This window comes from Rathayibacter sp. AC451 (assembly GCF_979253095.1).
The window spans coordinates 1,821,173-1,843,075 of record NZ_CEEDBD010000001.1; the positions used below are offsets into that span (position 1 = coordinate 1,821,173).

The following is a 21,903-nucleotide window of genomic DNA, read 5'->3' on the forward strand; positions in this document are numbered from 1 at the left end:
GTCTCCTTCGACAGGGGTGTCAGAGCGCGCCGGGCACGGTGACCCAGGCGCCGGAGTCGGCCGCGTCGAGCACGGCCTGGGTGATGCGGGCGGCGCGGAGTCCGTCGTCGAACGTCGGCAGACCCTCGACTTCGGCTCCGGCGATCGCCGCGTAGGTGTCGCGGGCGAACGCAGTGAACGCGTCCTGGTAGCCCATCGGATGCCCGCTGGGCACGATCGAGAGGCGGGCCGCATCCGGTGCGAGGATCGCGCCGTCGCGCGGCACGAGCACCGCGCTGTCGCGGCGCCCGACCCAGAGCGTCTCGGGCAGCTCCTGCTCGAAGCGCAGCGACTCCTCGAGCCCCGACACCTCCAGCACGAGCTCGTTGCGGTGCCCGGCCGTGACCTGCGAGACCAGGAGGGTGCCGACGGCGCCGCCCGCCAGACGGACGATCGCTCCGGCCACGTCCTCGGTCTCGACCGCGCGGCCGCCCCGCTCGGCGTGGATCGTGCTCGTGATCGCCGCGAGCGACTCGATCCGCTCGCCCGACACGAACTCGAGCAGGTCGACCAGGTGCGAGCCGATGTCGCCGAAGGCGCGCGAGCGCCCGCCGGCGGCCGGATCCACACGCCAGTTGTCGTCGGACGCGCCCAGCAGCCAGTCCTGCAGGTAGCTGCCGCGCACCGTGACCAGCCGACCGGTCTCGCCCGCGGCGACCCGGGCGCGCGCCTCGCGCACCATCGGGTGGAACCGGTAGGCGAACGGCACGGCGGCGACGATCCCCGCGGCCGACGCGGCGCTCGCGAGCGCCTGGGCCTCCGCCACCGTCGCCGCCAGCGGCTTCTCGCACACCACGTGCTTGCCCGCGTCGATCGCCGCGAGAGCGAGCTCGGCGTGGCTGGCGTTGGGCGTGCAGACGTGGATCACGTCGATGCCGTCGTCCTCGATCAGCGCCCGCGCGTCGGCGTAGGCGCGTTCGAAGCCGAGCTCGCCCGCCGCCCTCTCGCCCTTCTCCGGGCTGGAGGAGGCGACGCCCGCCAGGACCGCGCCGGCGCTGCGGGCCGCGCGGCTGTGCACGGCCGCCATGAACCCGCCGCCGAGCACGCCGACGCGCAGGGCACCGCTCATCAGACCAGGGTCGCTTCGCTCGGGTCCCAGTCCTCGGGGACGGCGGGGCGCGGCGCGACGGTGCTCTCGACGAGCACCCTCTCACCCGTCTCGGCGGCCTCGAGGAGCGACAGCATCACGTCGGTCACGTGGTACGCGAGATCGCCCGACGCCGCCTCGGGCTGATCGGCCCGGATCGCCCGGGCGAGCTCGAGCACGCCGGTTCCGCGCGAGAAGGTCGAGCCCGTGGCCTCGATGACCTCGGGCTCCTTCTCTCCGCGGCGGTACAGGGTGACCTCGCCGTCGTGCATGTTGGGGTCCGGCAGCACGAGCGTGCCCTCGGAGCCGTTGATCTCGACGAAGCCCATCCGCTGCATGCTCGACTCGAAGCTCCAGACGCCCTGCGCCGAGGCACCGGATTCGAAGCGGAGCAGTCCGCCGATGTGGGTCGGGATCGTGACGGGGAACTCCGTGCCCTCGCGCGGTCCGGAGCCGACGACGCGCGTCGCGCGGGCCTGGGAGGAGACCGCGGTGACGCTCTCGACCGGCCCGAGGTTCTGCACGAGGGTGGTGATGTAGTACGGACCCATGTCCAGCAGCGGTCCGCCGCCGGGTGCGAAGAAGAACTCGGGGTTCGGGTGCCAGCCCTCGGGGCCGGGGCCCTGGAAGAGCGTGATCGCCGACAGCGGGGTCCCGATGGCTCCGCTCTCGATGACGCGCTGCGCGGTCTGGAGGCCCGCGCCGAGGAAGGTGTCGGGCGCCGTGGCGACGCGCAGCCCCTTCTCCTTCGCCAGGGCGAGCAGCTCCACGCCGCTGTCGCGGTCGAGCGAGAAGGGCTTCTCGGTCCAGACGTGCTTGCCGGCCTCGAGGGCGCGACGGGCGACCTCGACGTGCACGGCCGGGATCGTCAGGTTGACGACGATCTCGATGCCGGGGTGCGCGAGGAGCTCCTCGACCGTGCCCGATCCGGGCACGCCGAACGCCTCAGCCTGGGCCTTCGCGCGCTCGAGGTCGATGTCGGCCACGAAGAGCACCTCGAGGTCGGGGAAGACCGTCAGGTTGGTGAGGTACTGGGTGCTGATGTTCCCGGCCCCGATGACGCCGACGCCGACGCGTCCCGCGCCGCTCATGCGGAGAGCTCCGAGACGTAGGTGAAGCCCGTGGTCAGGCCCTCGAAGATGTCGCCCGCGTAGGCGTCGAACTCGAGCACGGGGAGTGCCTGCGGGGCGGCGGCGAGAATCGACGGGATGTCCATCGCGCCGTCGCCTGCGGGCAGCTGCTCCTGGGTGTCGCTCGAGACGGGTCCGTCCTTGATGTGCAGGAAGCGGACCTTCTCGCCGAGGCGGCCGAGCACCGCGGCGGGGTCGTCGCCGCCGACCGCAGCCCAGTAGGTGTCGAGCTCGAGCAGGATCCGCTCGTCGAGCAGGCTCGCGAGGTGCTCGAAGGCGCTGCGGCCGTCGATGCGGTTCTCGAACTCGAACGCGTGGTTGTGGTACCCGAGGGTGAGGCCGCGCGAGGCGGCGGAGTCGACGAGCGCGTTCAGCTCGTCGGCGATCTTCTCGACATCGTCGGCGGTGGTCCAGCGCGTCGGGTCGACGTGCGGATCGATCACGGTCTGCACGCCGAGCGAGGCCGCGATGTCGAAGATCTCGTCGACGGAGGTGCCCTCCTGCGGTCCGAGGAGGCGCGCGTGGGCGCTCGGGGCGGTCAGGCCGCTGGCGGGCAGCGCCGAGCGGTAGCCCTCGGCGAGGTCGACGAACGAGAAGAGCTCGACCTTCGTGAAGCCGATGCCTGCGAGGCGGTCGAGGGTGGCGGGCAGATCGGCGGCGAGGGACTCGCGGACCGAGTACAGCTGGACGGAGAGGTCTGTTGGTGTGGCCACCGGGGTGCTCCTGATCGACGTCGAACGTGGGTGCTCCGAACCCTACGCGGGCTTTTGAGTCCCAACAAGCAGAACTTCTCCAGGAGGCGTAGAAAGTCGGACTGGCTCGGAGCAGAAGGCCCCGCGCTGTGATTGACTTCCGCCATGCCGTCCCGTCGCCGTTCCGCCACGAGCGCCCCGGGCGAGCTGCTGCTGCTGCTCGCCGACGGCGGCGCCCGCACCCGGGCCGACGTCGTCGCCGAGACCGGCCTCCCCCGCGCGGCGGTCTCGGCGCAGCTGGACCTGCTGGCCGCCACCGGACTCGTCGTCCGTCGCGACGACGCTCCCTCCTCCGGCGGCCGACCCGCGGCGCGGATCGCCTTCGACGCCTCGGCCCGCACCCTCCTCGCCGTCGACCTCGGCGCCGCCCACGCGACGACCGCGGTCACCGACCTCGACGGCACCGTCCTGACCGAGAGACGGGAGGCGATCGCGATCGCCGACGGCCCTCTCGCCGTCCTCGGGCACGCTCTCGAGACCGCCGCCGCCCTGCTCGCGGACCTCCCCGGCGCCGGCCCGCTCGCCGGGGTCGGAGTCGGAGTGCCGGGTCCGGTGGAGCACGCCACGGGCCGCCCGGTGAAGCCGCCGATCATGCCCGGCTGGGACCGCTTCGACATCCCCGCCTTCGTGGCGCGGTCGCTCCCGGTGCCGGTGCTCGTCGACAACGACGTCAACCTCCTCGCCCTCGGCGAGCACGCCGACCACTACTCCGGCGTCGACGACCTGCTGTACGTGAAGGTCTCGACCGGCATCGGCGCGGGCATCGTCAGCGGAGGCGCACTGCAGCGGGGAGCGCTCGGCGCCGCGGGCGACCTCGGCCATGTCCAGGTCCCCGGCGATCACGGCGACGCCGATCTCGAGGCCATCGCGAGCGGCTCCGCCATCGCCCGGCGGCTCGGCGGCGGGGTCGCGAGCACCTCCGACGTCGTGCGGCTGCTCACCCAGGGCGACCCGGCCGCCGTCGAGCTGACCCGCACGGCGGGCCGCGACATCGGCGAGGTGCTCGCCACGTGCGTGAACCTGCTGAACCCCTCCGTCATCGTGATCGGCGGCAGCATCGCGGAGGCGAGCCACGAGGTGCTCGCGGGCGTCCGGGAGGTCGTCTACCGCCGCTCCCTCCCCCTCGCCACCCGCTCCCTCGACATCGTGCAGGCCTCGGGCGACCGCGGCGGCGGCGTCCGCGGAGCGGCCCTCATGGTCCGCCGCCACCTCCTCTCCCCCGGGGTCGTCGACTCCTTCCTCGCCGCCTCCTGACGCTCTCCCGCGCCGGTCGAGCGTCCGCCCCGATCTCGCGCTCGGCGAACACCGCGCCCCCGCGTGCCGATTCGGCACCTCCTCGGAACGGGCGCAGAATGTATCGGTGCCCGATCTGCAGCTCACGTTCCCCTGGGAGACGCAGCCCGTCTTCCGGGAGGCCGAGCCGCCCCACCTGAAGCGGGTCGTCGCCCACTCCACCGATCGCGTCGCCTGGCTCCGGGCCCGTTCCCGCGGCATCACCGCGACCGACGTCGCGCGCCTCTCCTCCACGGCCGCCATCGACCGCGTCGCCCTCGACAAGCTCTACGGCAGCGGCTTCGGCGGCAACGCGTTCACCGATCACGGCCGGGCCCGCGAGCCCGAGATCGCCGCCTGGGTTCTCCGCGAGCACGAGATCGAGCCCAGCAGCACCCTCTTCCACGCGAGCCAGGAGCGGCGCCACCTCGCCACCCCCGACGGCATCGGCCTGCGCGAGGACGGCCGGCTCGAGCTCTGCGAGATCAAGACGACCACGAAGCCGTGGCGCAGCATCCCGCGCCACTACCTGCGGCAGGTCTTCTGGCAGCAGTACGTCCTGGGCGCCGAGCGCACGCTCGTGGTCTGGGAGCAGCACCGCGACTTCGTGCCGATCGACGCCGAGCCCGAGTTCCGCTGGGTCGACCGCGACGAGGACGAGATCCACGTCCTCGTCCGCCTCGCCGGCATGCTGATGGCCGAGCTGCACGAGAGAACCCGCGCGGGCGCGCGGTGACCGTCCTCCTCCTGCACGGGCTCGGCAGCGACCGCTCGCAGCCGCTCGGCCTGCTCCGACCGGCGCTCCCGCCCGGCAGCGAGGTCCTCGCCCCGGACGTCCGCGCGCACGGGGCCTCCGACCTCGTGGGCGCCGGCTCCGACTTCTCGCTCGACGCCCTCGCCGACGAGGTGACCGAGCAGGTGATCCGCGCCGGAGCCGCGCACAAGCCGCTCACGGTCCTCGGCATCTCGATGGGGGCCGCGATCGCCCTGCGCCTCGTCGCGCGCCGCGTGCTGCCGATCGACCGGGCGGTCTTCGTGCGCCCCGCCTTCACCTCCGAGCCGATGCCCGAGAACCTCGCCGTCTTCCCCGTCCTCGCGCAGCTGCTGCACGACCACGGTGCCAAGCGGGGCGAGCGGCTCTTCCGCGCCTCCGGCCTCTTCCAGCGGGCCGTGGAGGAGTCGCCCGCCGGGGCTCAGGGCCTCGTGCAGCAGTTCCGCGCGCCTCGGGCGGCGGAGCGCGCCGTGCGCCTCGCCGAGATTCCCCGCAACGCCGCGTACCGCGACTCCGGCGAGCTGTCGCAGGTCATCGCGCGCACCCTCGTCATCGCCGCCGAGCGCGATCCGGTGCACCCGGTCGCCGTGGCGGAGCAGTGGGCGAGAGGTCTTCCCGACGCGGAGCTCGAGCGGGTGCCGGCGCGCGACGACGGCCAGGAGCGGCAGACCGAGGTGCTGCGGAGTCGCGTCCGCGACTGGCTCGCGCGGCGCTGAGGTCCTCCCGCGCGAGCACCAGGCCCACGGTCGCGAGCCACAGCAGGGCCACGGCGGTCGCGACGAACTCCAGCGTTCCGCCCAGGCGCATCCAGACCCGGAGGAGCGACAGGATCGCGCCCGCTCCCGCGATCACGGCCACCGCCACTCCGGCCACGAGCGAGAGCCGGGCGACGGCCGGGCGCTCCCGTGCCGCCGCGAGCTGGAGCATCGCGACGCACGCCGACGCGAAGCCCAGCACCGCCGCGCTGGTGTGAATGAGGTCCTGCCAGCTGAAGCTCTCCCCCACCGGCAGCGGGCACCCCGCCGTGCAGGTCACCTGCGACGCGAGCGCGAAGCACCCGGCGGCGGCGAGCAGCACGAGGGAGGGCGCGAGCGAGGGCAGCAGCCGGGACCGCACGTGCCGGGCGCCGAGCGCGACGGCCGTGCCGCCGGCCGCGACGAGCAGCAGCGCGATCCGCACCGCGCCCGCCGTCGGCATGCCCGGCGCTCCCATCTCGCTCACGTAGACCCAGCGCGAGAGGCTGAGCCGCGCACCGAGCAGGAGGATCAGACCGGCGAGCACGAGGACCGATCCGCCGATCAGCAGGGGGCCTCCGGCACGTCGTCGCAGCATCCCCTCATCGTGCCAGACGCCGCTGCGCCCCGAGCCCGACGCCGCCTCACCTCCCCATCGGGGCACGGAGAGCCAATCTTCTCGGGCGGGTGACACCGCCGTAACAGCCCGGACTCATTACCTCGATTGACTGATCGCGGCGCTCGGAGACGGGGTCGGGGGACGCACGCCAGCGCGTCGCCCACCCCTGGAACCACCACCGGGGCCGGGACACAGGAAGGGCGATGATGCACAGCAGTGCGCTCGGACACGGCCTCACGATCGGCGAGATCCCCGAGGAGGTGGTCCTCCCCGACACCATGACGGCGGCGGTGATCGACGCCCCGGGCGACGCCTCGGCGCTGCACCTCGCGACCGTGCCGACCCCCTCGGCGATCAACGCCGAGTTCCTGGTGAAGGTGGTCGCGGCCGGAGTGAATCCGCTCGACGTGAAGACCAGGGCGGGCCGCGGAGTCGCCTCCCAGATCACCTCGTACCCCGCGGTGCTCGGCCACGACTTCTCGGGCGTCGTCGTGCAGAGCCCGTACCCCGCGCATCCGCTGCGGCCCGGCGACGAGGTCTACGGATTCGTGATGGTGCCCCGCTACTCCGGCTCCTACGCCCAGTACGTCAGCGTGCCCAGCGTCTCGGTCACGCGGAAGCCCTCGACGCTGTCGCACGTGGAGGCCGCCGGCGTCCCGCTGGCCGCGCTCACCGCGTGGGGCATGGTGGTCGAGCTGGCCAAGGCGCACGAGGGGCAGCGGATCCTCATCCACGCGGGCTCCGGCGGAGTCGGCCACTTCGCCGTGCAGTTCGCCTCGTACTTCGGCGCCACGGTCACCGCCACCGGGTCCACGCGCAATCTGCAGTGGCTCCGCGAGCTGGGCGCCGACCAGGTGATCGACCACACGGCCGAGCGCTTCGACGAGATGCTCTCGGACATCGACGTCGTGATCGACCTGGTCGGCAACGTGCACGACGACACGGGCTCGCGCTCGCTGCGCGTGCTGCGCCCCGGCGGACTCGTCGTGAACGCGCCGACCGGCAGCTGGCCCGGGTTCTTCGAGGAGGCGGCCGCCGCCGGCGTGCGCGCCTCCACCTTCAAGGTCGCGCCCGACGGAGCGACGCTCGCCGTGGTCTCGCGCCTGCTCGAGTCGGGAGACGTGCGCGTCTTCATCGACGGCGTCTTCCCGCTCGAGAAGGCGGGCGAGGCGCACGAGCAGCTCGAGACCGGCCACACGCGCGGCAAGATCGTGCTCACCGTCTGCGAGGGCTGACCTCGGTCCTCCGCGGGATGCCACTCCGGTGCGCCTTCCCGTGCGCGTCCCGTCGCGGAGCGGTCCCTCGCGACGGGGATCAGGGCAGCGGGCGCTCCAGGACGAAGTCGTCCTCGTAGCGGTCGCCGACCAGGAAGCGCTTCTCGCCCACCACCGCGAACCCGTGCCGGACGTAGAACCGGCGCGCCCGCTCGTTCTCCTGGTTCACCCCGAGCCAGACGCCCGCCGCGCCGGTCGATCGCGCATCGTCCAGCGACGCCGCCATCAGCGCCGAGGCGATCCCGCTGCCGTGACCACCGGGCAGCACGTAGCACTTGCTCAGCTCGACGCTCGGGCGCCGGCTGATCGCGGCGGCCGCGTCTTCGTCGGCCGGCTCGCCCCGCACCAGCATCGTGTAGCCGACCAGCGCCCCGGAGGCGTCCTCGGCCGCGAACAGGGACCGGTGCGGGTCGACGAGGTACGCGGCGAACCGCTCCTCGGACAGCACCGCGCGGATGAACTCGGCCTTCGCCTCGTCGCTCGTGTGCGGCGGGCAGGCGAGCGGGAACGTGAGAGCGGCGACCTCGGCCAGCGCCGGCGCGTCCGCGGGCACCGCTCGGCGGACCGCGGTCGGGGCGTCGTCGGAGGGTCGCTGCTGATCCTGGAGCACGACGACCAGTCTGCCCCGCCGCGCGGCCGGCTCCGACCCCGGGAACGACGAAGGAGGGGCCCGCTCACGCGGACCCCCTCCTGTCGGTGCTGCCTCGGGGCAGCGACGTCCTAGGACAGGACGTTGACGTCCAGCGGGATGCCGGGGCCGAAGGTCGTCGAGACGGCGGCCTTCTGGATGTAGCGGCCCTTGGAGGAGGAGGGCTTGAGACGGTTGATCTCGTCGAGAGCCGTCTTGAAGTTCTCCTGGAGCTGCTCCTCGGTGAACGCGGCCTTGCCGACGACGAGGTGCACGTTGGCGTGCTTGTCGACGCGGAACTCGATCTTTCCGCCCTTGATCTCGGTCACGGCCTTCGCCACGTCCGGGGTCACGGTGCCGGTCTTCGGGTTGGGCATGAGGCCGCGGGGGCCGAGCACCTTTCCGAGACGACCGACCTGGCCCATGAGCTCCGGCGTCGAGACGGCGGAGTCGAACGAGGTGTACCCGCCCGCGACCTTCTCGATGAGCTCGGCGCCGCCGACCTCGTCGGCACCCGCGGCGATCGCGGCCTCGGCGGCCGGTCCCGTCGCGAAGACGATGACGCGGGCGGTCTTGCCCGTGCCGTGGGGGAGGATGACCGTGCCGCGGACCATCTGGTCCGCCTTGCGCGGGTCGACGCCCAGCTTCAGCGCGACCTCGACGGTGCTGTTGAACTTGGCCGAGCCGGTCTCGCGAGCGAGGGCGACGGCCTCATCGGCCGTGTAGTACTTGCCCTCTTCGAGCTTGGCTGCGGCGGCCCGGTAGGCCTTCGACTTCTGTGCCATGTTGTTTCTCCTTGAAACGAGAATGTGGTTCTAGAGCCTGGCGGGCTCTCCCACGGGATGTTGAGTTCTTGAGTGACGCGACGTGACGAGTCGCAGAGCGGTGTGGCTGCTCCCGGAGGCCAGGAGGAGGTGTCGTGCGACCCATTGAGGGTCGCTGTCACTTCTCGCAGTCTCCCGAGGACGACGGGCCAATGTACCGTCGGGCTGCCGCCGTCCGCGCAGCACGGGAATCACCCCGTGCAAGCGCTGGAATGGGATCAGCCCTCGACGGTGATTCCCATGCTGCGCGCAGTGCCGGCGATGATCTTCGCGGCCGCGTCGATGTCGTTGGCGTTCAGGTCGACCTGCTTCGCCTCGGCGATCTCGCGGACCTGCGCCTGGGTGAGCTTCGCGACCTTCACGGTGTGCGGGGTCGAGGAGCCCTTGGCGACGCCGGCGGCCTTCTTGATGAGCTCCGCCGCGGGCGGGGTCTTCAGGATGAAGGTGAAGGAGCGGTCCTCGTAGACGGTGATCTCGACGGGGATGACGTTGCCGCGCTGCGACTCGGTCTGCGCGTTGTACGCCTTGCAGAACTCCATGATGTTGACGCCGTGCTGACCGAGCGCCGGACCGATCGGGGGCGCGGGGTTCGCCGCGCCGGCCTTGATCTGGAGCTTGATCAGGCCGGTGACCTTCTTCTTGGGGGCCATTCTGATTCCTTTTCTCAGGGTTCGAGTGGTCGGGGGTTCCCGGCCGCTCTCCCGCGCACCCGACGGAGTCGGATCGCGGTGGAGGAGGGTCGGACGGCGCGCACGCGGACGGGCGCCGACACGAAAACCCGTACGAGCTTACACGGGTATCGCTACTCCCGACAGGGCGGATCCGCATCCGCCGCTGCCGTCTGCGGGCGCCGCACCGTCTGCAGGCCCCGCACCATCTGCGGGCACCCGCCCCATCTGCGGGCACCGGCACGATCTGCAGGGGAATCGGGCCGGGTCGTCCCCAGCGATGCGGAGGAAAGCGCTCCTCCAGTCGGATCCCCTGCAGATCGCACCGACGCGGCGCCGACGAGCGCGTCCCGGAACGACGGACGCCCCCTCCGCCGGAGCGGAGAGGGCGTCGTCGCGACGTCAGGACGTCAGAGCTTGGTGACCTGGTCGAAGGACAGCTCGACCGGGGTCTCGCGCTCGAACAGCGACACGAGCACCGTGAGCTTGCCGCTCTCGGGCTTGATCTCGCTGATGGAGCCGGGGAGACCCGCGAACGAGCCCTCCTTGATGGTGATCGTCTCGCCGATCTCGAAGTCGACCTCGGCGGGCAGCACGCGCTGGGCCTGCTTCTGGCCCTTCGCGCCGGGCGCCTTCGAGGGGGCGACGTCCTTGATCTCGACGAGGCTCTTCAGCATCGTGAAGGCCTCCTCGAAGCGCAGCGGAGTCGGGTTGTGGGCGTTGCCCACGAAGCCGGTCACGCCGGGGGTGTGGCGGACGACCGACCACGAGTCCTCGTTGAGGTCCATGCGCACCAGCACGTAGCCGGGGATGCGCACGCGGGTGACCATCTTGCGCTGGCCGTTCTTGATCTCGACCACGTCCTCCATTGGGACCTGGACCTCGAAGATGTAGTCCTCGGCCTCGAGCGAGACCTTGCGGTTCTCGATGTTGGACTTCACGCGCTTCTCGAAGCCGGCGTAGGAGTGGATGACGTACCACTTGCCCGGCTTGCCGCGGAGCTCCGTGCGGAAGGCCTCGTAGGGGTCGATGTCGGCGAGGTCCTCGCCCTCGGCCTCCGCGTCCTCCGCGGCGACCTCGGCCTCGTCCTCGACGGCCTCGAGGGCCGCTTCGGCCTCCTCGACGGTGTCGATGTGAGCGGCCTCGTCGACGGCCGCGTCGGCCTCCGGGTCGTCGACCGAGCCGATGGCGTCGAGCGCGGCCTCGAGGTCGGACGCCAGGTCCTCCTCGGACTCGTTCTCGTCGATGACGCTCAGGGCGCCCTCCTCGGCGGGCTCGCTGGAGTCCTCGGCCTGCGTGAGGGTGCCGCCCTCCTGCGCCTCCTCGACCTCCGACGACTGCTCGGCAGCCGTCGACCAGTCGACGTCGTCGCGGTTTCTGTCAGACACTCGTCACAACTCTCTCTCGATCGATGCGGTCGGCGCCGCGAGGGCGCGTACCGCTGTGGCCGGCATCCTCCGCCCAAGCGGTGTCGGATGCCACCGGGTCAGGCGGCTGGTGTGCCGAAGACGTAGGTCACGGCCAGCGCGAACACCCAGTCGAGGAACGAGACCAGCGCCATCATGATGACGACGAAGATCAGGACCACCACGACGTAGTTGCCGAGCTCTTTCCTGGTCGGCGTCACGACCTTCTTCAGCTCGGCGATGACCTGCCGGATGAAGAGGGCGATCCGCGCGAACGGATTGCGCCGCGCCGCACGCTGCTGATTCGCGATCGCGACGACGTCCTCGCTCGGCTCGTCGACTGCTTTCCCGGCCACCTGCACGCACCTTTCCCGCACCGGAACCTCCGGTGTGGCCGGCCGCCCTGCGGGCGACCCTGGACCGATGACCGCTGCATCGCGGGGACCGCGAGCGACGGGCATCGATGTGCAGGGCGGACAGGGCTCGAACCTGCAACCTGCGGTTTTGGAGACCGCTGCTCTACCAATTGAGCCACCGCCCTATGGATGCCGTTGCGAGCATCCGAGGAGGAGGCGAACTCCGCGGCACCCTCCTCCGACCCTGTCGGGCGCGGTGAAGACTGGCAGAGTTCGACTACCTCGGACGAGTGTACGTGGACCCGAGAGGAGTGTCCAGCCGGGCCGCGCCGCCCGGATGCGCCCCCTCGCGCGCAGAGGATACGCTTTCGCTCGTGTCTGCTCCCACGCGCGTCTCCGCCCGAATCTCCGCCATCGCCGAGTCCGCGACCCTCAAGGTCGACGCGAAGGCGAAGGCCCTCCAGGCGCAGGGACGCCCCGTCATCTCCTACGCGGCGGGCGAGCCCGACTTCCTCACCCCGGAGCACATCGTCGAGGCCGCGTCCGCCGCGGTGCTCGACCCGAAGAACTACCGCTACACCCCCGCGGCGGGACTCCCCGACCTCCGCGCGGCGATCGCCGAGAAGACCGCGCGAGACTCCGGATGGGCGGTCGAGCCCTCGCAGGTCGTCGTCACCAACGGCGGCAAGCAGGCCGTCTACCAGGCCTTCCAGACCCTCCTCGACGACGGCGACGAGGTCCTCGTGCCGACCCCCTACTGGACCACCTACCCCGAGGCGATCAAGCTCGCGGGCGGCGTGCAGGTCGACGTCTTCGCGGGTGCCGACCAGGGCTACCTCGTCACCGTCGAGCAGCTCGAGGCGGCTCGCACCGAGCGCTCCAAGGTGCTGCTCTTCGTCTCCCCCTCCAACCCCACCGGAGCCGTCTACTCCGCCGAGCAGACCCGTGCGATCGGCGAGTGGGCCCAGGAGCACGGCCTCTGGGTGATCGCCGACGAGATCTACCAGAACCTGGTCTACGCGGTCGACGGGCAGGACGACGCCGGCCCCCTCGAGCGCGCCACCTCGATCGTGGAGGCCGTTCCCGAGCTGCGCGACCGCACGATCCTCGTCAACGGAGTCGCCAAGACCTACGCGATGACCGGCTGGCGGGTCGGATGGATGGTCGGCCCGGCCGACGCCATCGCCGGCGCCTCGAACCTGCAGTCGCACCTCTCGAGCAACGTCTCCAACATCTCGCAGCGGGCCGCGATCGCCGCTCTCACCGGACCGCAGGAGCCGGCCGAGGAGATGCGCCTCGCCTTCGACCGCCGCCGCCGCACGATCGTGGCCGAGCTGAACGCGATCGACGGAGTCGAGTGCCCCACCCCCGGTGGCGCGTTCTACGTGTACCCGGACGTCCGCGGGCTGCTGAACCGCGAGTGGGACGGCGTCACGCCGACCACCTCGCTCGAGCTCGCCGACCTGATCCTCGAGAAGGCCGAGGTCGCGACCGTCCCCGGCGAGGCCTTCGGCCCCAGCGGCTACCTGCGCCTCTCCTACGCCCTCGGCGACGACGCGTTGCTCGAGGGCGTGCAGCGGCTGCAGAAGCTGTTCGGCTGAGTTTTCCGCCTCTCTCCTCCTGCGTCGTCGATCGGCCGCGGTCGGCTCGACGAGGCGGGGCGTTCCGCAGAGCGTCCTGCGTCCGCCTACGGCGATCCGCTGACACGCGGATCACCGGTTCGGCGGTGCCGATTCGGCGGTGCCGGGCCGCCTCTCTCCTCCTGCGTCGTCGATCGGCCGCGGTCGGCTCGACGAGGCGGGGCGTTCCGCAGAGCGTCCTGCGTCCGCCTACGGCGATCCGCTGACACGCGGATCACCGGTTCGGCGGTGCCGATTCGGCGGTGCCGGGCCGCCTCTCTCCTCCTCCGTCGTCGATCGGCCGCGGTCGGCCGGCTGAGTGGTCGCGTTCCGCAGAGCGTCCTGCGTCCGCCTACGGCGATCCGCTGACACGCGGATCACCGGTTCGGCTTCGCGACGCTGCGCTCGCCTGTGCCTGTCGTGGAGAACGTCAGGAGGGAAGGGGGCTCGGCCGCGATGGTGGCCGAGTGGTGCGCTCTGCTGAGGGTGCGCTCGGGGAGGGGACCGCGGCGGGCGAGGACGAGCGGTCGCGGAAGTGCTCTGCTCGGGATGCACATCCTCCGCAAGGAGCAAGGGGCGACCGCTCACAGGGCGCAGGGCCCTCAACAGCTGAGGATGCGCGGCGGCGACTGCGCGAAGTGCGGGGTCAGCGCAAGTGCTGCGCCGAAGCGGTGCCGGCGCTGTCGCTCGGGCGCGCGACAGGGCACGCTGGTGCGATGACCCCCGACGCCGCAGTCCGTGTCCGCGATCTGCGCAAGGACTACGGCGGTGCACCCGCCCTGACCGGGATCTCGTTCGACATCCACCGCGGCGAGACCTTCGCCCTGCTGGGACCCAACGGCGCCGGCAAGTCGACGACGATCGAGATCCTCGAGGGCTATCGCGACCGCTCCGGCGGCGAGGCCTCGGTGCTCGGGGTGGATCCCCGCCACGGCGATCTCGCCTGGAAGTCGCGCCTGGGCATCGTGCTGCAGTCCAGCGGCGAATCCGGCAACGCGACGGTGCGCGAGCAGATCGCGCACTTCGCGAGCCTCTACCCCCGTCCGCGCGACGTCGACGAGACGATCGAGGCCGTCGGGCTCACCGCCAAGGCGCGCTCGCGCATCGGCAAGCTCTCGGGCGGCCAGCGCCGTCGCGTCGATGTCGCCCTCGGCATCATCGGACGCCCCGAGCTGGTGTTCCTGGATGAGCCGACGACCGGCTTCGATCCGGAGGCGCGGCACTCGTTCTGGGATCTCGTCGCGCTGCTGAAGAGCGAGGGCACCACGATCCTCCTGACCACGCACTACCTCGACGAGGCGGCCCGCCTCGGCGATCGCGCCGCCGTCATCGCCGGCGGGCGCCTGCTGGCCATCGGCCCGGTCGGTGAGATCGGCGGCGACGAGGCGCGCGTCCCGATCGTGCAGTGGGAGGAGTCGGGGGTCGCGCACCGCGTGCGCACGACCGAGCCGGCGCGCTTCGTCGCCGAGCTCTGCGCCCGGCTGGGCGAGCCCCCGGCGCTCGAGGTGCTGCGGCCCAGCCTCGAGGACATCTACCTCGACCTCATCCGGGACGACCGGGCCGGCGACGGCGGCATCGCCCTCGACGTGATCGGAGAGACGGTATGAGCACCGCGGTCCAGGCCCCTCCCCGCACCAGGCTGCGCACCGGCCCCGGCCGCACCCTGCGACTGGGCGCCGCGCGCGCCCGCTACGAGGTGCGCTCGTACTTCCGCGCCCCCGACCAGGTCTTCTTCACCTTCCTCTTCCCCGTGCTGCTGCTCACGATCTTCTCGGTCGCGTTCGGCGAGAACGCGGTCATGCAGGCCGATCCGCAGGACCCGGGCATCACGATGGCCGAGTACTACGTCCCGGGGCTGGCCGCCGCGGGCATCCTGCTCTCGGGCGTGCAGAATCTCGGGGTCGACATCGCGGTCGAGCGCAGCGACGGAACCCTCAAGCGCCTCGCCGGCGCCCCGCTGCCGGTGCTGAGCTACTTCCTCGGCAAGTTCGGCCAGGTGCTCGTCACGAGTCTCGCCCAGACGGCGCTGCTCCTGGTCGTCGCCGCCACGGTCTTCTCGGTCCAGCTGCCGACCGACAGCGGGCGCTGGGCCACGTTCGCCTGGGTCTACCTCGCCGGAGTCGCCACCTCGGCGATCCTGGGCATCGCGGTCTCGGCGCTCCCCCGCTCGGGCAAGAGCGCCACCGCGGTCATCGTGCCGCCGCTGCTCGTCCTGCAGTTCGTCTCGGGCTCGTACCTCTCGTTCACCACGCTCCCCGACTGGCTGCAGAACATCGCGAGCGTGTTCCCGCTCAAGTGGATCGCTCAGGGCATGCGCGCCGTGTTCCTGCCGTCGGACTTCGAGAAGCTCGAGGTGGACGGCGCCTGGGATCTGGGTGGCGTCGCGATCGTCCTCGGCGTCTGGCTCGTGCTGGGCCTGATCGCGAGCCGACTCACCTTCCGCTGGATCCGGCGCGACGCCTGATCCGGCACGACATCCGATCCGGCGACCCCTGTCGTGCGACAGCGTGTCAGACGCTGGTGCCGACCACCACGGGCTCGGGGTGCAGCAGGACGCCGAACTCGGCGAGGACGCGGCCCTGCACATAGCGGGCGAGCTCCGCGATCTCCTCGGCACGCGCGCTGCCGCGGTTCGTCAGGGCGAGCGTGTGCTTGCTCGAGACGGCGGCACGCGACCCCGGCAGGGCGAAGCCCCGGGTGATCCCCGAGTTCTCGATCAGCCAGGCGGCGCTGAGCTTCACGAGGGCGTCAGGCGCGGCGGGCGCCGGCAGTCCGATCGGCGCGCCCGCGGCGACGGCGTCCAGAGGAGTGACGACATCGGCCTCGGCGGACGGCTCGACGGGCCAGCGCGGCGCCGTCGGGGGCAGTCCGGAGGCGGCGGCACGGGTCACGATGGGGTTGGTGAAGAAGGACCCCGCGCTGGCGGTGTCCGGATCGTCGGCGTCGAGGACCATGCCCTTCGAGGAGCGCAGTCGCAGCACGGTCTCGCGCACCCGGTCCAGCGGGACCCGGTCGCCGAGCTCGACTCCGAGGGCCGACGCGAGCTGCGCGTAGGCGATCGGCGCGCCGACCCCGTCGGTCTCCTCGAGGGCGAACTCGACGGCGAGCACCGCTCCGCGGCGCCCCTGCTTGAGGACGGAGGTGCGGTAGCCGAGCTCGAGCTCCGCGGCCGTGAGGCGCACCGGCTCCCGCGCGCCCTCGTCGAGGAAGTCGACCGCCACCAGGGTGTCCGACACCTCCTGGCCGTAGGCGCCGATGTTCTGCACCGGGGAGGCGCCGACCGTGCCGGGGATGCCGCTGAGCGCCTCGAGCCCGGTCCAGCCGCGCTCGACGGTGAGCGCCACGAGGCCGTCCCACGACTCGCCCGCCTGCACTCGCAGGTGCACCGCGCCGGGGCGGTCGGAGTCGAGCCGTTCCACACCCGCCGTCCGCACCCGGACCACGGCGCCCTCGACGCCGTCGTCGCCCACGAGCAGGTTCGAGCCGCCGCCGACGAGCAGCCAGGGCTCGTCGGCGGCCCAGAGCTCCTGCAGCACCGAGACGAGCTCGGCCGTGGTGGCGGGCTCGTAGTAGCGCTCGGGCGCACCGCCGACGCGGAGGGTCGTCAGCTCGGAGAGGGAGGGCGCGGGCATGGGATCAGACGAGCGAGACGCGCGCCTGCGCCTTCCCGAGGACGGCCTGGCCGGCGACCGTGACGGCCAGGTCGATGCGCGCGGCTCCGGCGTCGACGTCGAGCTCGCCGACCTTGGCGACGACGAGGACATCGGCTCCCTCGCGGGGATCGACGACGATCGGGCGGGTGAAGCGGACGCGGTAGTCGACGATGCGGCCGGGGTCGCCGATCCAGTCGGCCACGACCTGCACGGCCGTGCCCATCGTGAGCATCCCGTGCGCGAGGACGCCGGGCAGGCCCACCTCGGCCGCGACGTCGTCGCGGTAGTGGATCGCATTGAAGTCGCCGGACGCGGCGGCGTAGCGGACGAGGACGTCGCGCGTGAAGTGGAAGCTCCGCTCGCCGACCACCTGCCCGATCTCGAGGTCGGCGAGGACGGGGACCGCGGCGATCACTCGTCACCCCTGACGACGAGCGTGGAGATGCAGGTCACGACGTGCTCGCCGTGCGCATCGGCCACGGTGGACTCGAGGACGATCATCGAGTGCGGTCCGAGCTGCTTGACGCTGGCGACGGCGAGGGTCGCGGTGAGCTCGTCGCCGGCGACGATGGCGCGGGAGTGCACGAAGCGCTGATCGCCGTGGACCACCCGGCTGTAGTCGATCCCGGCGTCGGGCTCGGCGAGCAGCTGCGCGACCGTGAGCTCCTGCATCACCACGGGGAAGGTGGGCGGCGCGATGACGTCGTCGTACCCGGCCAGGCGCGCGGCCTCGGGGTCGTGGTGGAGCGGGGAGGCGGCGGACACGGCGCGGGCGAACTCGCGCACCTTCTCGCGCCCCACCTGGTACGACGCGGTGGGCGCGAAGGCGCGACCGGTCAGTTCGGGGTTCACTGGCACCCGGACATCTTACGCGGTGGCTCCCGCGGGCCCCGGAGGCCTCCCCCTCCTCCGGGTGGCACGCCTCGTATGGCCATCGCGAAATACCCATGCGCGTATGGCTGACCCCCGACCCTTCTTCTCGGAAGCTGGCCAGCATGTCGACACCCCGCCCCGAACGAGACTGGGCCGAGTACGCCCGGGAGCTCGGAACGAACCTCCACCGCGCGCGCATGGCCAAGGGCGAGAGCCAGGAGCGGATCGCCCACGCCGCGGGCCTCGCCGGCTACACCTATCAGAAGTTCGAGAAGGGCGAGTCCAAGCCCGGGTCTCCCGCGAACCCGCAGCTGAAGACGCTCTTCGCCCTCTGCGAGGCGCTCGACCTGGAGCTGAGCGAGCTCCTGCCGCCGAATCCGCCCCGCGTCTCATCGCGCGGCTCCGCGTAGGAGCAGGGAGGCGTCGATCGCCCCGGCCAGGCGCGCCGCCCCGCTGAGATCGAGATCGAGCACCCCCAGGGCGTCCGCCTCGAGGCGGATCCTCACCTCGCCCGCCGGACCCGGCCGGCAGAGGGACACGTGCACGAGCAGCGCCTCCGGCCGACCGAGCGGCCCCCGGTCCGGCCACTGCACGAGCGGCACGCTGCTCGCCGCCGAGCGGTGCAGCCGCTCGGCGCGCCCTCCGATGTCGTCGTGCTCGCCCGCGCACCACTCCGGGCACCCGTCGCTCCGCCCGCTGTCCTGCCGTCCGTCCATGTTCCGCACCAATCGCTCGAGGCGCACATCACACCGGTCGGCACCGACATCGAGGAGGTCCCTCGGCCTCGTTCCGCCCGGGGGTGTGGACAGTCACCACCACCTCCCCCGCTGTGGAGGAGTGCCGACACTCTCCCATACGCAGGTGGTGCCGCGCGATCGGGCCGTCGCCGATCGCGTCAGCGGTGAACGATCAGCCAGGTCGCGACGGCGGTCGACTCCCCGCGGTTCACCATCCGGTGCGGGCGCTCGCACGGGAACGTGATCCCGTCCCCGGCCGCGAGCACGACGGTCTCGTCCTCGAACTCCACCGTCAGCTCGCCGAGCGTCACCGTGCCCACCTCGAAGCCGTCGTGCCGGAGGAACCGGCGGTGCGCCGTCGAGGTCGACCCCGGCGGATAGGTCGACTCGAAGAAGTCGACCGCCTCGACCGAGCGGGGCGCGAGCCGACGGAAGAGCACTCCGCCGTCGAGGGTCACCGGAGCGACCTCCCCCGCCCGCACGACCGCCGTCGCGACCGACGGGGGCGCCGGCTCGTCGAAGACCGCCGAGAGCGGCACGCCGAGTGCGCCGACGACCGCGATCAGGCGCCCGACCGAGGGCTGCATCGAGCCGCGCTCGATCTGCGAGACCGCGCTGGCCGAGATGCCGAGCTCGCGGGCGAGGGCGCGCAGCGACAGGCCGGAGGCGAGGCGCAGCTCACGGAGGCGCGCTCCGAGACGCTCGCGATCCGTCCCGGCGGCGAGGGCGCTCGCCGCGACCTCCACGGGGTCGTCCGTCGGGACGGTGCCGGAGGGCGCGACGGGCAGCCCGTCGGAGTCGGGCTCGGGGGCGTCGGTGATCATCGGCGACCCTCCTCCGGCGATCGTCACACACCCGTAACGGAGCCGAAACGAGCCCGGGGGTGTCAAGCAATAGGTTCACATGCTGTGAAGCGACTGCTTCACAGCATCCACGCACAGCGCCTCACGCACTCCGCGGGGACGGCCGACCGCCTCGGTCCGCCACCACGACCACCCTGACACATCCGATCCGAGCCGGGCCCGCGCCCGGCCGCCCGAGAGGTGGATCCTCCATGACCGACCGCGCCACCGCACCCCGCACCGACCTGCCCACCGTCCCGCCCGTCGCCGCCGAGCTCCCCGTCGGTGCCGCCCTGATCAAGCCCGGCTACGACGACCGCCTGGCGAACGAGGACCTCGCTCCGCTGGTGAAGCAGCGCTGGTCGAGCTACAACATCTTCGCGTTCTGGATGTCGGACGTGCACAGCGTCGGCGGCTACGTCACCGCCGGATCCCTCTTCGCGCTCGGCCTCGCCGGCTGGCAGGTGCTCGTCGCCCTGGTCGTCGGCATCGTGATCGTGCAGATCTTCTGCAACCTCGTCGCCAAGCCGAGCCAGATCACCGGCGTGCCCTACCCGGTCATCAACCGGGCGATCTTCGGGATCCGCGGCGCGAACATCCCCGCGATCATCCGCGGCCTGATCGCGATCGCCTGGTACGGCGTCCAGACCTATCTGGCGGCGCAGTCGCTGAACATCGTGTTCCTCAAGTTCTTCCCCGACCTCGCCTCCTGGAACACCCCGGAGGCGTCCTTCCTCGGACTCTCCGCGCTCGGCTACCTCTCGTACGCGATCCTCTGGGTCGCGCAGGCCGCGCTGTTCTGGCGGGGCATGGAGTCGATCCGCCGCTTCATCGACTGGGCCGGCCCCGCCGTCTACGTGGTGATGCTGGTCCTGGCCGTGTACCTGGTGTCGCAGGCGGGCTGGGAGAACATCTCGCTCAACCTCGGCTCGGGCGAGGTCCTCGACTTCGCCGCGTCGCTGCCGGTGATGATCTCGGCCGTCGCGCTCGTCGTGTCCTACTTCTCGGGTCCCATGCTCAACTTCGGCGACTTCTCGCGCTACGCCCGCAGCTACGGCGCGGTGAAGAAGGGCAACCTGCTCGGGCTCCCGATCAACTTCCTCTTCTTCTCCCTCCTCACCGTCATCACCGCGTCCGCGACCGTGCCGGTCTTCGGCGAGCTCATCACCGACCCGATCGAGACGGTCGAGCGGATCGACACCTGGTTCGCGGTGCTGCTCGGCGGGCTGACCTTCGTCATCGCGACGATCGGCATCAACATCGTCGCCAACTTCATCTCGCCCGCGTTCGACTTCTCGAACGTCAACCCGAAGAAGATCAGCTGGCGCATGGGCGGCATGATCGCCGCGGTCGGCTCGGTGCTGCTGACCCCGTGGAACTGGTACTCGAACGACACCGCGATCCACTACACGCTCGGCATCCTGGGCGCCCTCATCGGCCCGCTGTTCGGCGTGCTGATCGCCGGCTACTACCTGATCAGCCGTCAGCGCGTCTGGGTCGACGACCTCTACACGATGAGCGAGACGGGCCGGTACTGGTTCTCGAGGGGCTTCAACCCGAACGCCGTGTGGGCCACCATCATCGGCGGAGTCCCGTCGGTCGCCTCGGTGCTCGTGCCCCGCTGGATCGCCGAGGCCGGCGGCCCCTCCTTCACCTGGCTGGGCGACTACAGCTGGTTCCTCGGCTGCGGACTGGGCTTCATCGCCATGGCCCTGCTCGAGCGCCGCGCCCCGCGCATCGGGCGCCTCGAGGAGGACCTCGAGAACGTCAGCGACGGCAGCGCCGCCTGATCCACCCGGGCGGCCGCCCGCTGCGGGCAGCCGCCCTCCCCCTCCCGCCACGTCCCCGAGGAACCCATGCGCATCACCGTCGTCAACCCGAACACCAGCGAGCGGATGACGGAGGCGATCGGCCGGGCCGCCCGCTCCGTCGCCTCCCTCGGCACCGAGATCGCAGCGGTGACGCCTCCGATGGGGCCCGCCTCGATCGAGAGCCACTACGACGAGGCGCTGGCGGTGCCGGGACTGCTGCACGAGATCGTCCGGGGCGACGCGGCGGGCAGCGACGGCTACGTCGTCGCGTGCTTCGGCGATCCGGGGGTCGATGCCGCCCGCGAGCTCGCGCGGGGCCCGGTCGTCGGCATCGCCGAGGCCGCGATGCACATGGCGACCCTCGTCGGCCGCCGCTTCAGCGTCGTGACCACGCTCTCGCGGACCAGCGGACGCGCGTGGGACATCGCGCGCCGGGCGGGCTTCGGCGAGGCGTGCGCCGGCGTCCACGCCTGCGACATCCCGGTGCTCGAGCTGGACGACCCCCGCTCCGACGCCCGCCGGGTCGTGCTCGAGGAGTGCGCCGCCGCGCTCGCGGCCGACGGCTCCGACGTGATCGTGCTGGGCTGCGCCGGCATGGCCGACTTCTGCCGCGAGCTCTCGCGGCAGCTGGGCGTGCCGGTGATCGACGGGGTCTCGGCCGCCGTCCGCCTCGTCGAGGGCCTCGTGGCGATGGGCGTCACGACCTCGCGGCGCGACGAGTTCGCGAGGCCGCTCCCGAAGGCGATGTCCGGCCTGCTCGCTCCGTTCGAACTCGTCTGACAGCCGCGGCACGGGGCTGGGAGGATC

The 21,903-nt window shown here is 72.0% G+C and carries 23 protein-coding genes, 1 tRNA gene and 1 pseudogene; 10 read left to right on the forward strand and 15 right to left on the reverse strand.

Going from position 1 to position 21,903, the window contains the following annotated elements:
• Positions 1-19: 19 nt before the first annotated feature.
• The 3 genes from AC0CID_RS08710 to AC0CID_RS08720 are packed head-to-tail and all read right to left on the reverse strand — an operon-like array spanning position 20 to position 2,969.
• Positions 20-1,108, reverse strand: a complete 1,089-nt coding sequence (locus AC0CID_RS08710; protein WP_465226491.1) for a Gfo/Idh/MocA family protein — start codon at positions 1,106-1,108, stop codon at positions 20-22.
• The gene (locus AC0CID_RS08715; RefSeq protein WP_465226492.1) at positions 1,108-2,217 is read right to left on the reverse strand and encodes a Gfo/Idh/MocA family protein; all 1,110 of its coding nucleotides are present in this window, start codon (positions 2,215-2,217) and stop codon (positions 1,108-1,110) included. The genes AC0CID_RS08710 and AC0CID_RS08715 overlap by 1 nt, the downstream gene beginning before the upstream one ends.
• A complete protein-coding gene (locus tag AC0CID_RS08720; protein WP_465226493.1) occupies positions 2,214-2,969 on the reverse strand; it encodes a sugar phosphate isomerase/epimerase family protein in 756 nt (251 codons plus the stop codon). The genes AC0CID_RS08715 and AC0CID_RS08720 overlap by 4 nt, the downstream gene beginning before the upstream one ends.
• A gap of 144 nt (positions 2,970-3,113) precedes the next feature.
• Here AC0CID_RS08720 and AC0CID_RS08725 point away from each other — a divergent pair, with 144 nt between their 5' ends.
• The 3 genes from AC0CID_RS08725 (at position 3,114) to AC0CID_RS08735 (ending at position 5,768) form a co-directional block, all read left to right on the forward strand.
• The gene (locus AC0CID_RS08725) at positions 3,114-4,262 is read left to right on the forward strand and encodes an ROK family transcriptional regulator (RefSeq protein WP_465226494.1); all 1,149 of its coding nucleotides are present in this window, start codon (positions 3,114-3,116) and stop codon (positions 4,260-4,262) included.
• Positions 4,263-4,368: 106 nt separating this feature from the next.
• The gene (locus tag AC0CID_RS08730) at positions 4,369-5,016 is read left to right on the forward strand and encodes a YqaJ viral recombinase family protein (protein ID WP_207404509.1); all 648 of its coding nucleotides are present in this window, start codon (positions 4,369-4,371) and stop codon (positions 5,014-5,016) included.
• Entirely contained in the window at positions 5,013-5,768 is a 756-nt protein-coding gene (locus tag AC0CID_RS08735) for an alpha/beta fold hydrolase (protein WP_465226495.1), read from the forward strand. The genes AC0CID_RS08730 and AC0CID_RS08735 overlap by 4 nt, the downstream gene beginning before the upstream one ends.
• A 31-nt stretch (positions 5,769-5,799) precedes the next feature.
• Here the strand turns inward: AC0CID_RS08735 and AC0CID_RS08740 are convergent.
• Positions 5,800-6,384 (reverse strand): annotated as a pseudogene (locus tag AC0CID_RS08740) (DUF998 domain-containing protein); the annotation flags it as partial.
• A gap of 227 nt (positions 6,385-6,611) precedes the next feature.
• On the opposite strand from AC0CID_RS08740, the gene AC0CID_RS08745 reads away from it, so the two are divergent.
• Positions 6,612-7,640 carry an NADP-dependent oxidoreductase gene (locus AC0CID_RS08745; protein WP_465228071.1) on the forward strand — a complete coding sequence of 343 codons (1,029 nt, stop codon included), beginning with the start codon at positions 6,612-6,614 and terminating at the stop codon, positions 7,638-7,640.
• 79 nt (positions 7,641-7,719) lie between these two features.
• Here the strand turns inward: AC0CID_RS08745 and AC0CID_RS08750 are convergent, their stop codons facing one another.
• From AC0CID_RS08750 to AC0CID_RS08775, 6 genes are all read right to left on the reverse strand, one after another.
• Positions 7,720-8,289: an N-acetyltransferase family protein gene (locus AC0CID_RS08750; protein WP_465226496.1), complete on the reverse strand. Its 570-nt coding sequence runs from the start codon at positions 8,287-8,289 to the stop codon at positions 7,720-7,722.
• A 110-nt stretch (positions 8,290-8,399) separates the two neighbouring features.
• Positions 8,400-9,092 (reverse strand): 50S ribosomal protein L1, encoded by a 693-nt coding sequence (gene rplA / locus AC0CID_RS08755; protein WP_207404520.1) that lies wholly within the window; start codon positions 9,090-9,092, stop codon positions 8,400-8,402.
• A 257-nt stretch (positions 9,093-9,349) separates the two neighbouring features.
• Positions 9,350-9,781: a 50S ribosomal protein L11 gene (rplK, locus tag AC0CID_RS08760; RefSeq protein WP_055790620.1), complete on the reverse strand. Its 432-nt coding sequence runs from the start codon at positions 9,779-9,781 to the stop codon at positions 9,350-9,352.
• Positions 9,782-10,209: 428 nt separating this feature from the next.
• Positions 10,210-11,187 carry a transcription termination/antitermination protein NusG gene (nusG, locus tag AC0CID_RS08765; RefSeq protein WP_207404531.1) on the reverse strand — a complete coding sequence of 326 codons (978 nt, stop codon included), beginning with the start codon at positions 11,185-11,187 and terminating at the stop codon, positions 10,210-10,212.
• 98 nt (positions 11,188-11,285) lie between these two features.
• Positions 11,286-11,561, reverse strand: coding sequence for a preprotein translocase subunit SecE (gene secE / locus AC0CID_RS08770; protein ID WP_068208793.1), 276 nt, complete (start codon positions 11,559-11,561; stop codon positions 11,286-11,288).
• Between the two features lie 112 nt (positions 11,562-11,673).
• Positions 11,674-11,746, reverse strand: a tRNA-Trp gene (locus AC0CID_RS08775).
• A gap of 189 nt (positions 11,747-11,935) precedes the next feature.
• Between AC0CID_RS08775 and AC0CID_RS08780 the strand changes: the two genes are divergently transcribed.
• The 3 genes from AC0CID_RS08780 (at position 11,936) to AC0CID_RS08790 (ending at position 15,644) form a co-directional block, all read left to right on the forward strand.
• The gene (locus tag AC0CID_RS08780) at positions 11,936-13,162 is read left to right on the forward strand and encodes a pyridoxal phosphate-dependent aminotransferase (protein ID WP_207404535.1); all 1,227 of its coding nucleotides are present in this window, start codon (positions 11,936-11,938) and stop codon (positions 13,160-13,162) included.
• Between the two features lie 734 nt (positions 13,163-13,896).
• Positions 13,897-14,787 carry an ABC transporter ATP-binding protein gene (locus AC0CID_RS08785; RefSeq protein ID WP_207404539.1) on the forward strand — a complete coding sequence of 297 codons (891 nt, stop codon included), beginning with the start codon at positions 13,897-13,899 and terminating at the stop codon, positions 14,785-14,787.
• Positions 14,784-15,644, forward strand: a complete 861-nt coding sequence (locus tag AC0CID_RS08790) for an ABC transporter permease (protein WP_207404543.1) — start codon at positions 14,784-14,786, stop codon at positions 15,642-15,644. Before AC0CID_RS08785 ends, AC0CID_RS08790 begins: the two co-directional genes overlap by 4 nt.
• A gap of 46 nt (positions 15,645-15,690) precedes the next feature.
• Here the strand turns inward: AC0CID_RS08790 and AC0CID_RS08795 are convergent, their stop codons facing one another.
• From AC0CID_RS08795 to AC0CID_RS08805, 3 genes are read right to left on the reverse strand one after another with little or no spacing between them, the layout of a single operon-like run.
• Positions 15,691-16,812: a UDP-N-acetylmuramate dehydrogenase gene (locus AC0CID_RS08795; RefSeq protein WP_465226497.1), complete on the reverse strand. Its 1,122-nt coding sequence runs from the start codon at positions 16,810-16,812 to the stop codon at positions 15,691-15,693.
• A gap of 4 nt (positions 16,813-16,816) precedes the next feature.
• Entirely contained in the window at positions 16,817-17,248 is a 432-nt protein-coding gene (locus tag AC0CID_RS08800; protein ID WP_374070492.1) for a MaoC/PaaZ C-terminal domain-containing protein, read from the reverse strand.
• Positions 17,245-17,691 (reverse strand): FAS1-like dehydratase domain-containing protein, encoded by a 447-nt coding sequence (locus AC0CID_RS08805; RefSeq protein WP_207404549.1) that lies wholly within the window; start codon positions 17,689-17,691, stop codon positions 17,245-17,247. Before AC0CID_RS08805 ends, AC0CID_RS08800 begins: the two co-directional genes overlap by 4 nt.
• Positions 17,692-17,828: 137 nt before the next feature.
• On the opposite strand from AC0CID_RS08805, the gene AC0CID_RS08810 reads away from it, so the two are divergent.
• The gene (locus AC0CID_RS08810; protein WP_207404553.1) at positions 17,829-18,116 is read left to right on the forward strand and encodes a helix-turn-helix domain-containing protein; all 288 of its coding nucleotides are present in this window, start codon (positions 17,829-17,831) and stop codon (positions 18,114-18,116) included.
• Here AC0CID_RS08810 and AC0CID_RS08815 read toward each other — a convergent pair.
• Together AC0CID_RS08815 and AC0CID_RS08820 are read right to left on the reverse strand one after the other, a co-directional pair.
• Positions 18,096-18,422, reverse strand: a complete 327-nt coding sequence (locus AC0CID_RS08815) for a DUF6907 domain-containing protein (protein ID WP_207404556.1) — start codon at positions 18,420-18,422, stop codon at positions 18,096-18,098. The genes AC0CID_RS08810 and AC0CID_RS08815 overlap by 21 nt on opposite strands.
• Positions 18,423-18,601: 179 nt before the next feature.
• A complete protein-coding gene (locus tag AC0CID_RS08820; RefSeq protein ID WP_465226498.1) occupies positions 18,602-19,267 on the reverse strand; it encodes a helix-turn-helix domain-containing protein in 666 nt (221 codons plus the stop codon).
• Between the two features lie 230 nt (positions 19,268-19,497).
• Between AC0CID_RS08820 and AC0CID_RS08825 the strand changes: the two genes are divergently transcribed.
• Positions 19,498-21,075, forward strand: coding sequence for an NCS1 family nucleobase:cation symporter-1 (locus tag AC0CID_RS08825; protein ID WP_465226499.1), 1,578 nt, complete (start codon positions 19,498-19,500; stop codon positions 21,073-21,075).
• A gap of 66 nt (positions 21,076-21,141) precedes the next feature.
• Positions 21,142-21,876, forward strand: a complete 735-nt coding sequence (locus tag AC0CID_RS08830) for an aspartate/glutamate racemase family protein (RefSeq protein ID WP_207404575.1) — start codon at positions 21,142-21,144, stop codon at positions 21,874-21,876.
• The last annotated feature ends 27 nt before the right edge of the window (positions 21,877-21,903 follow it).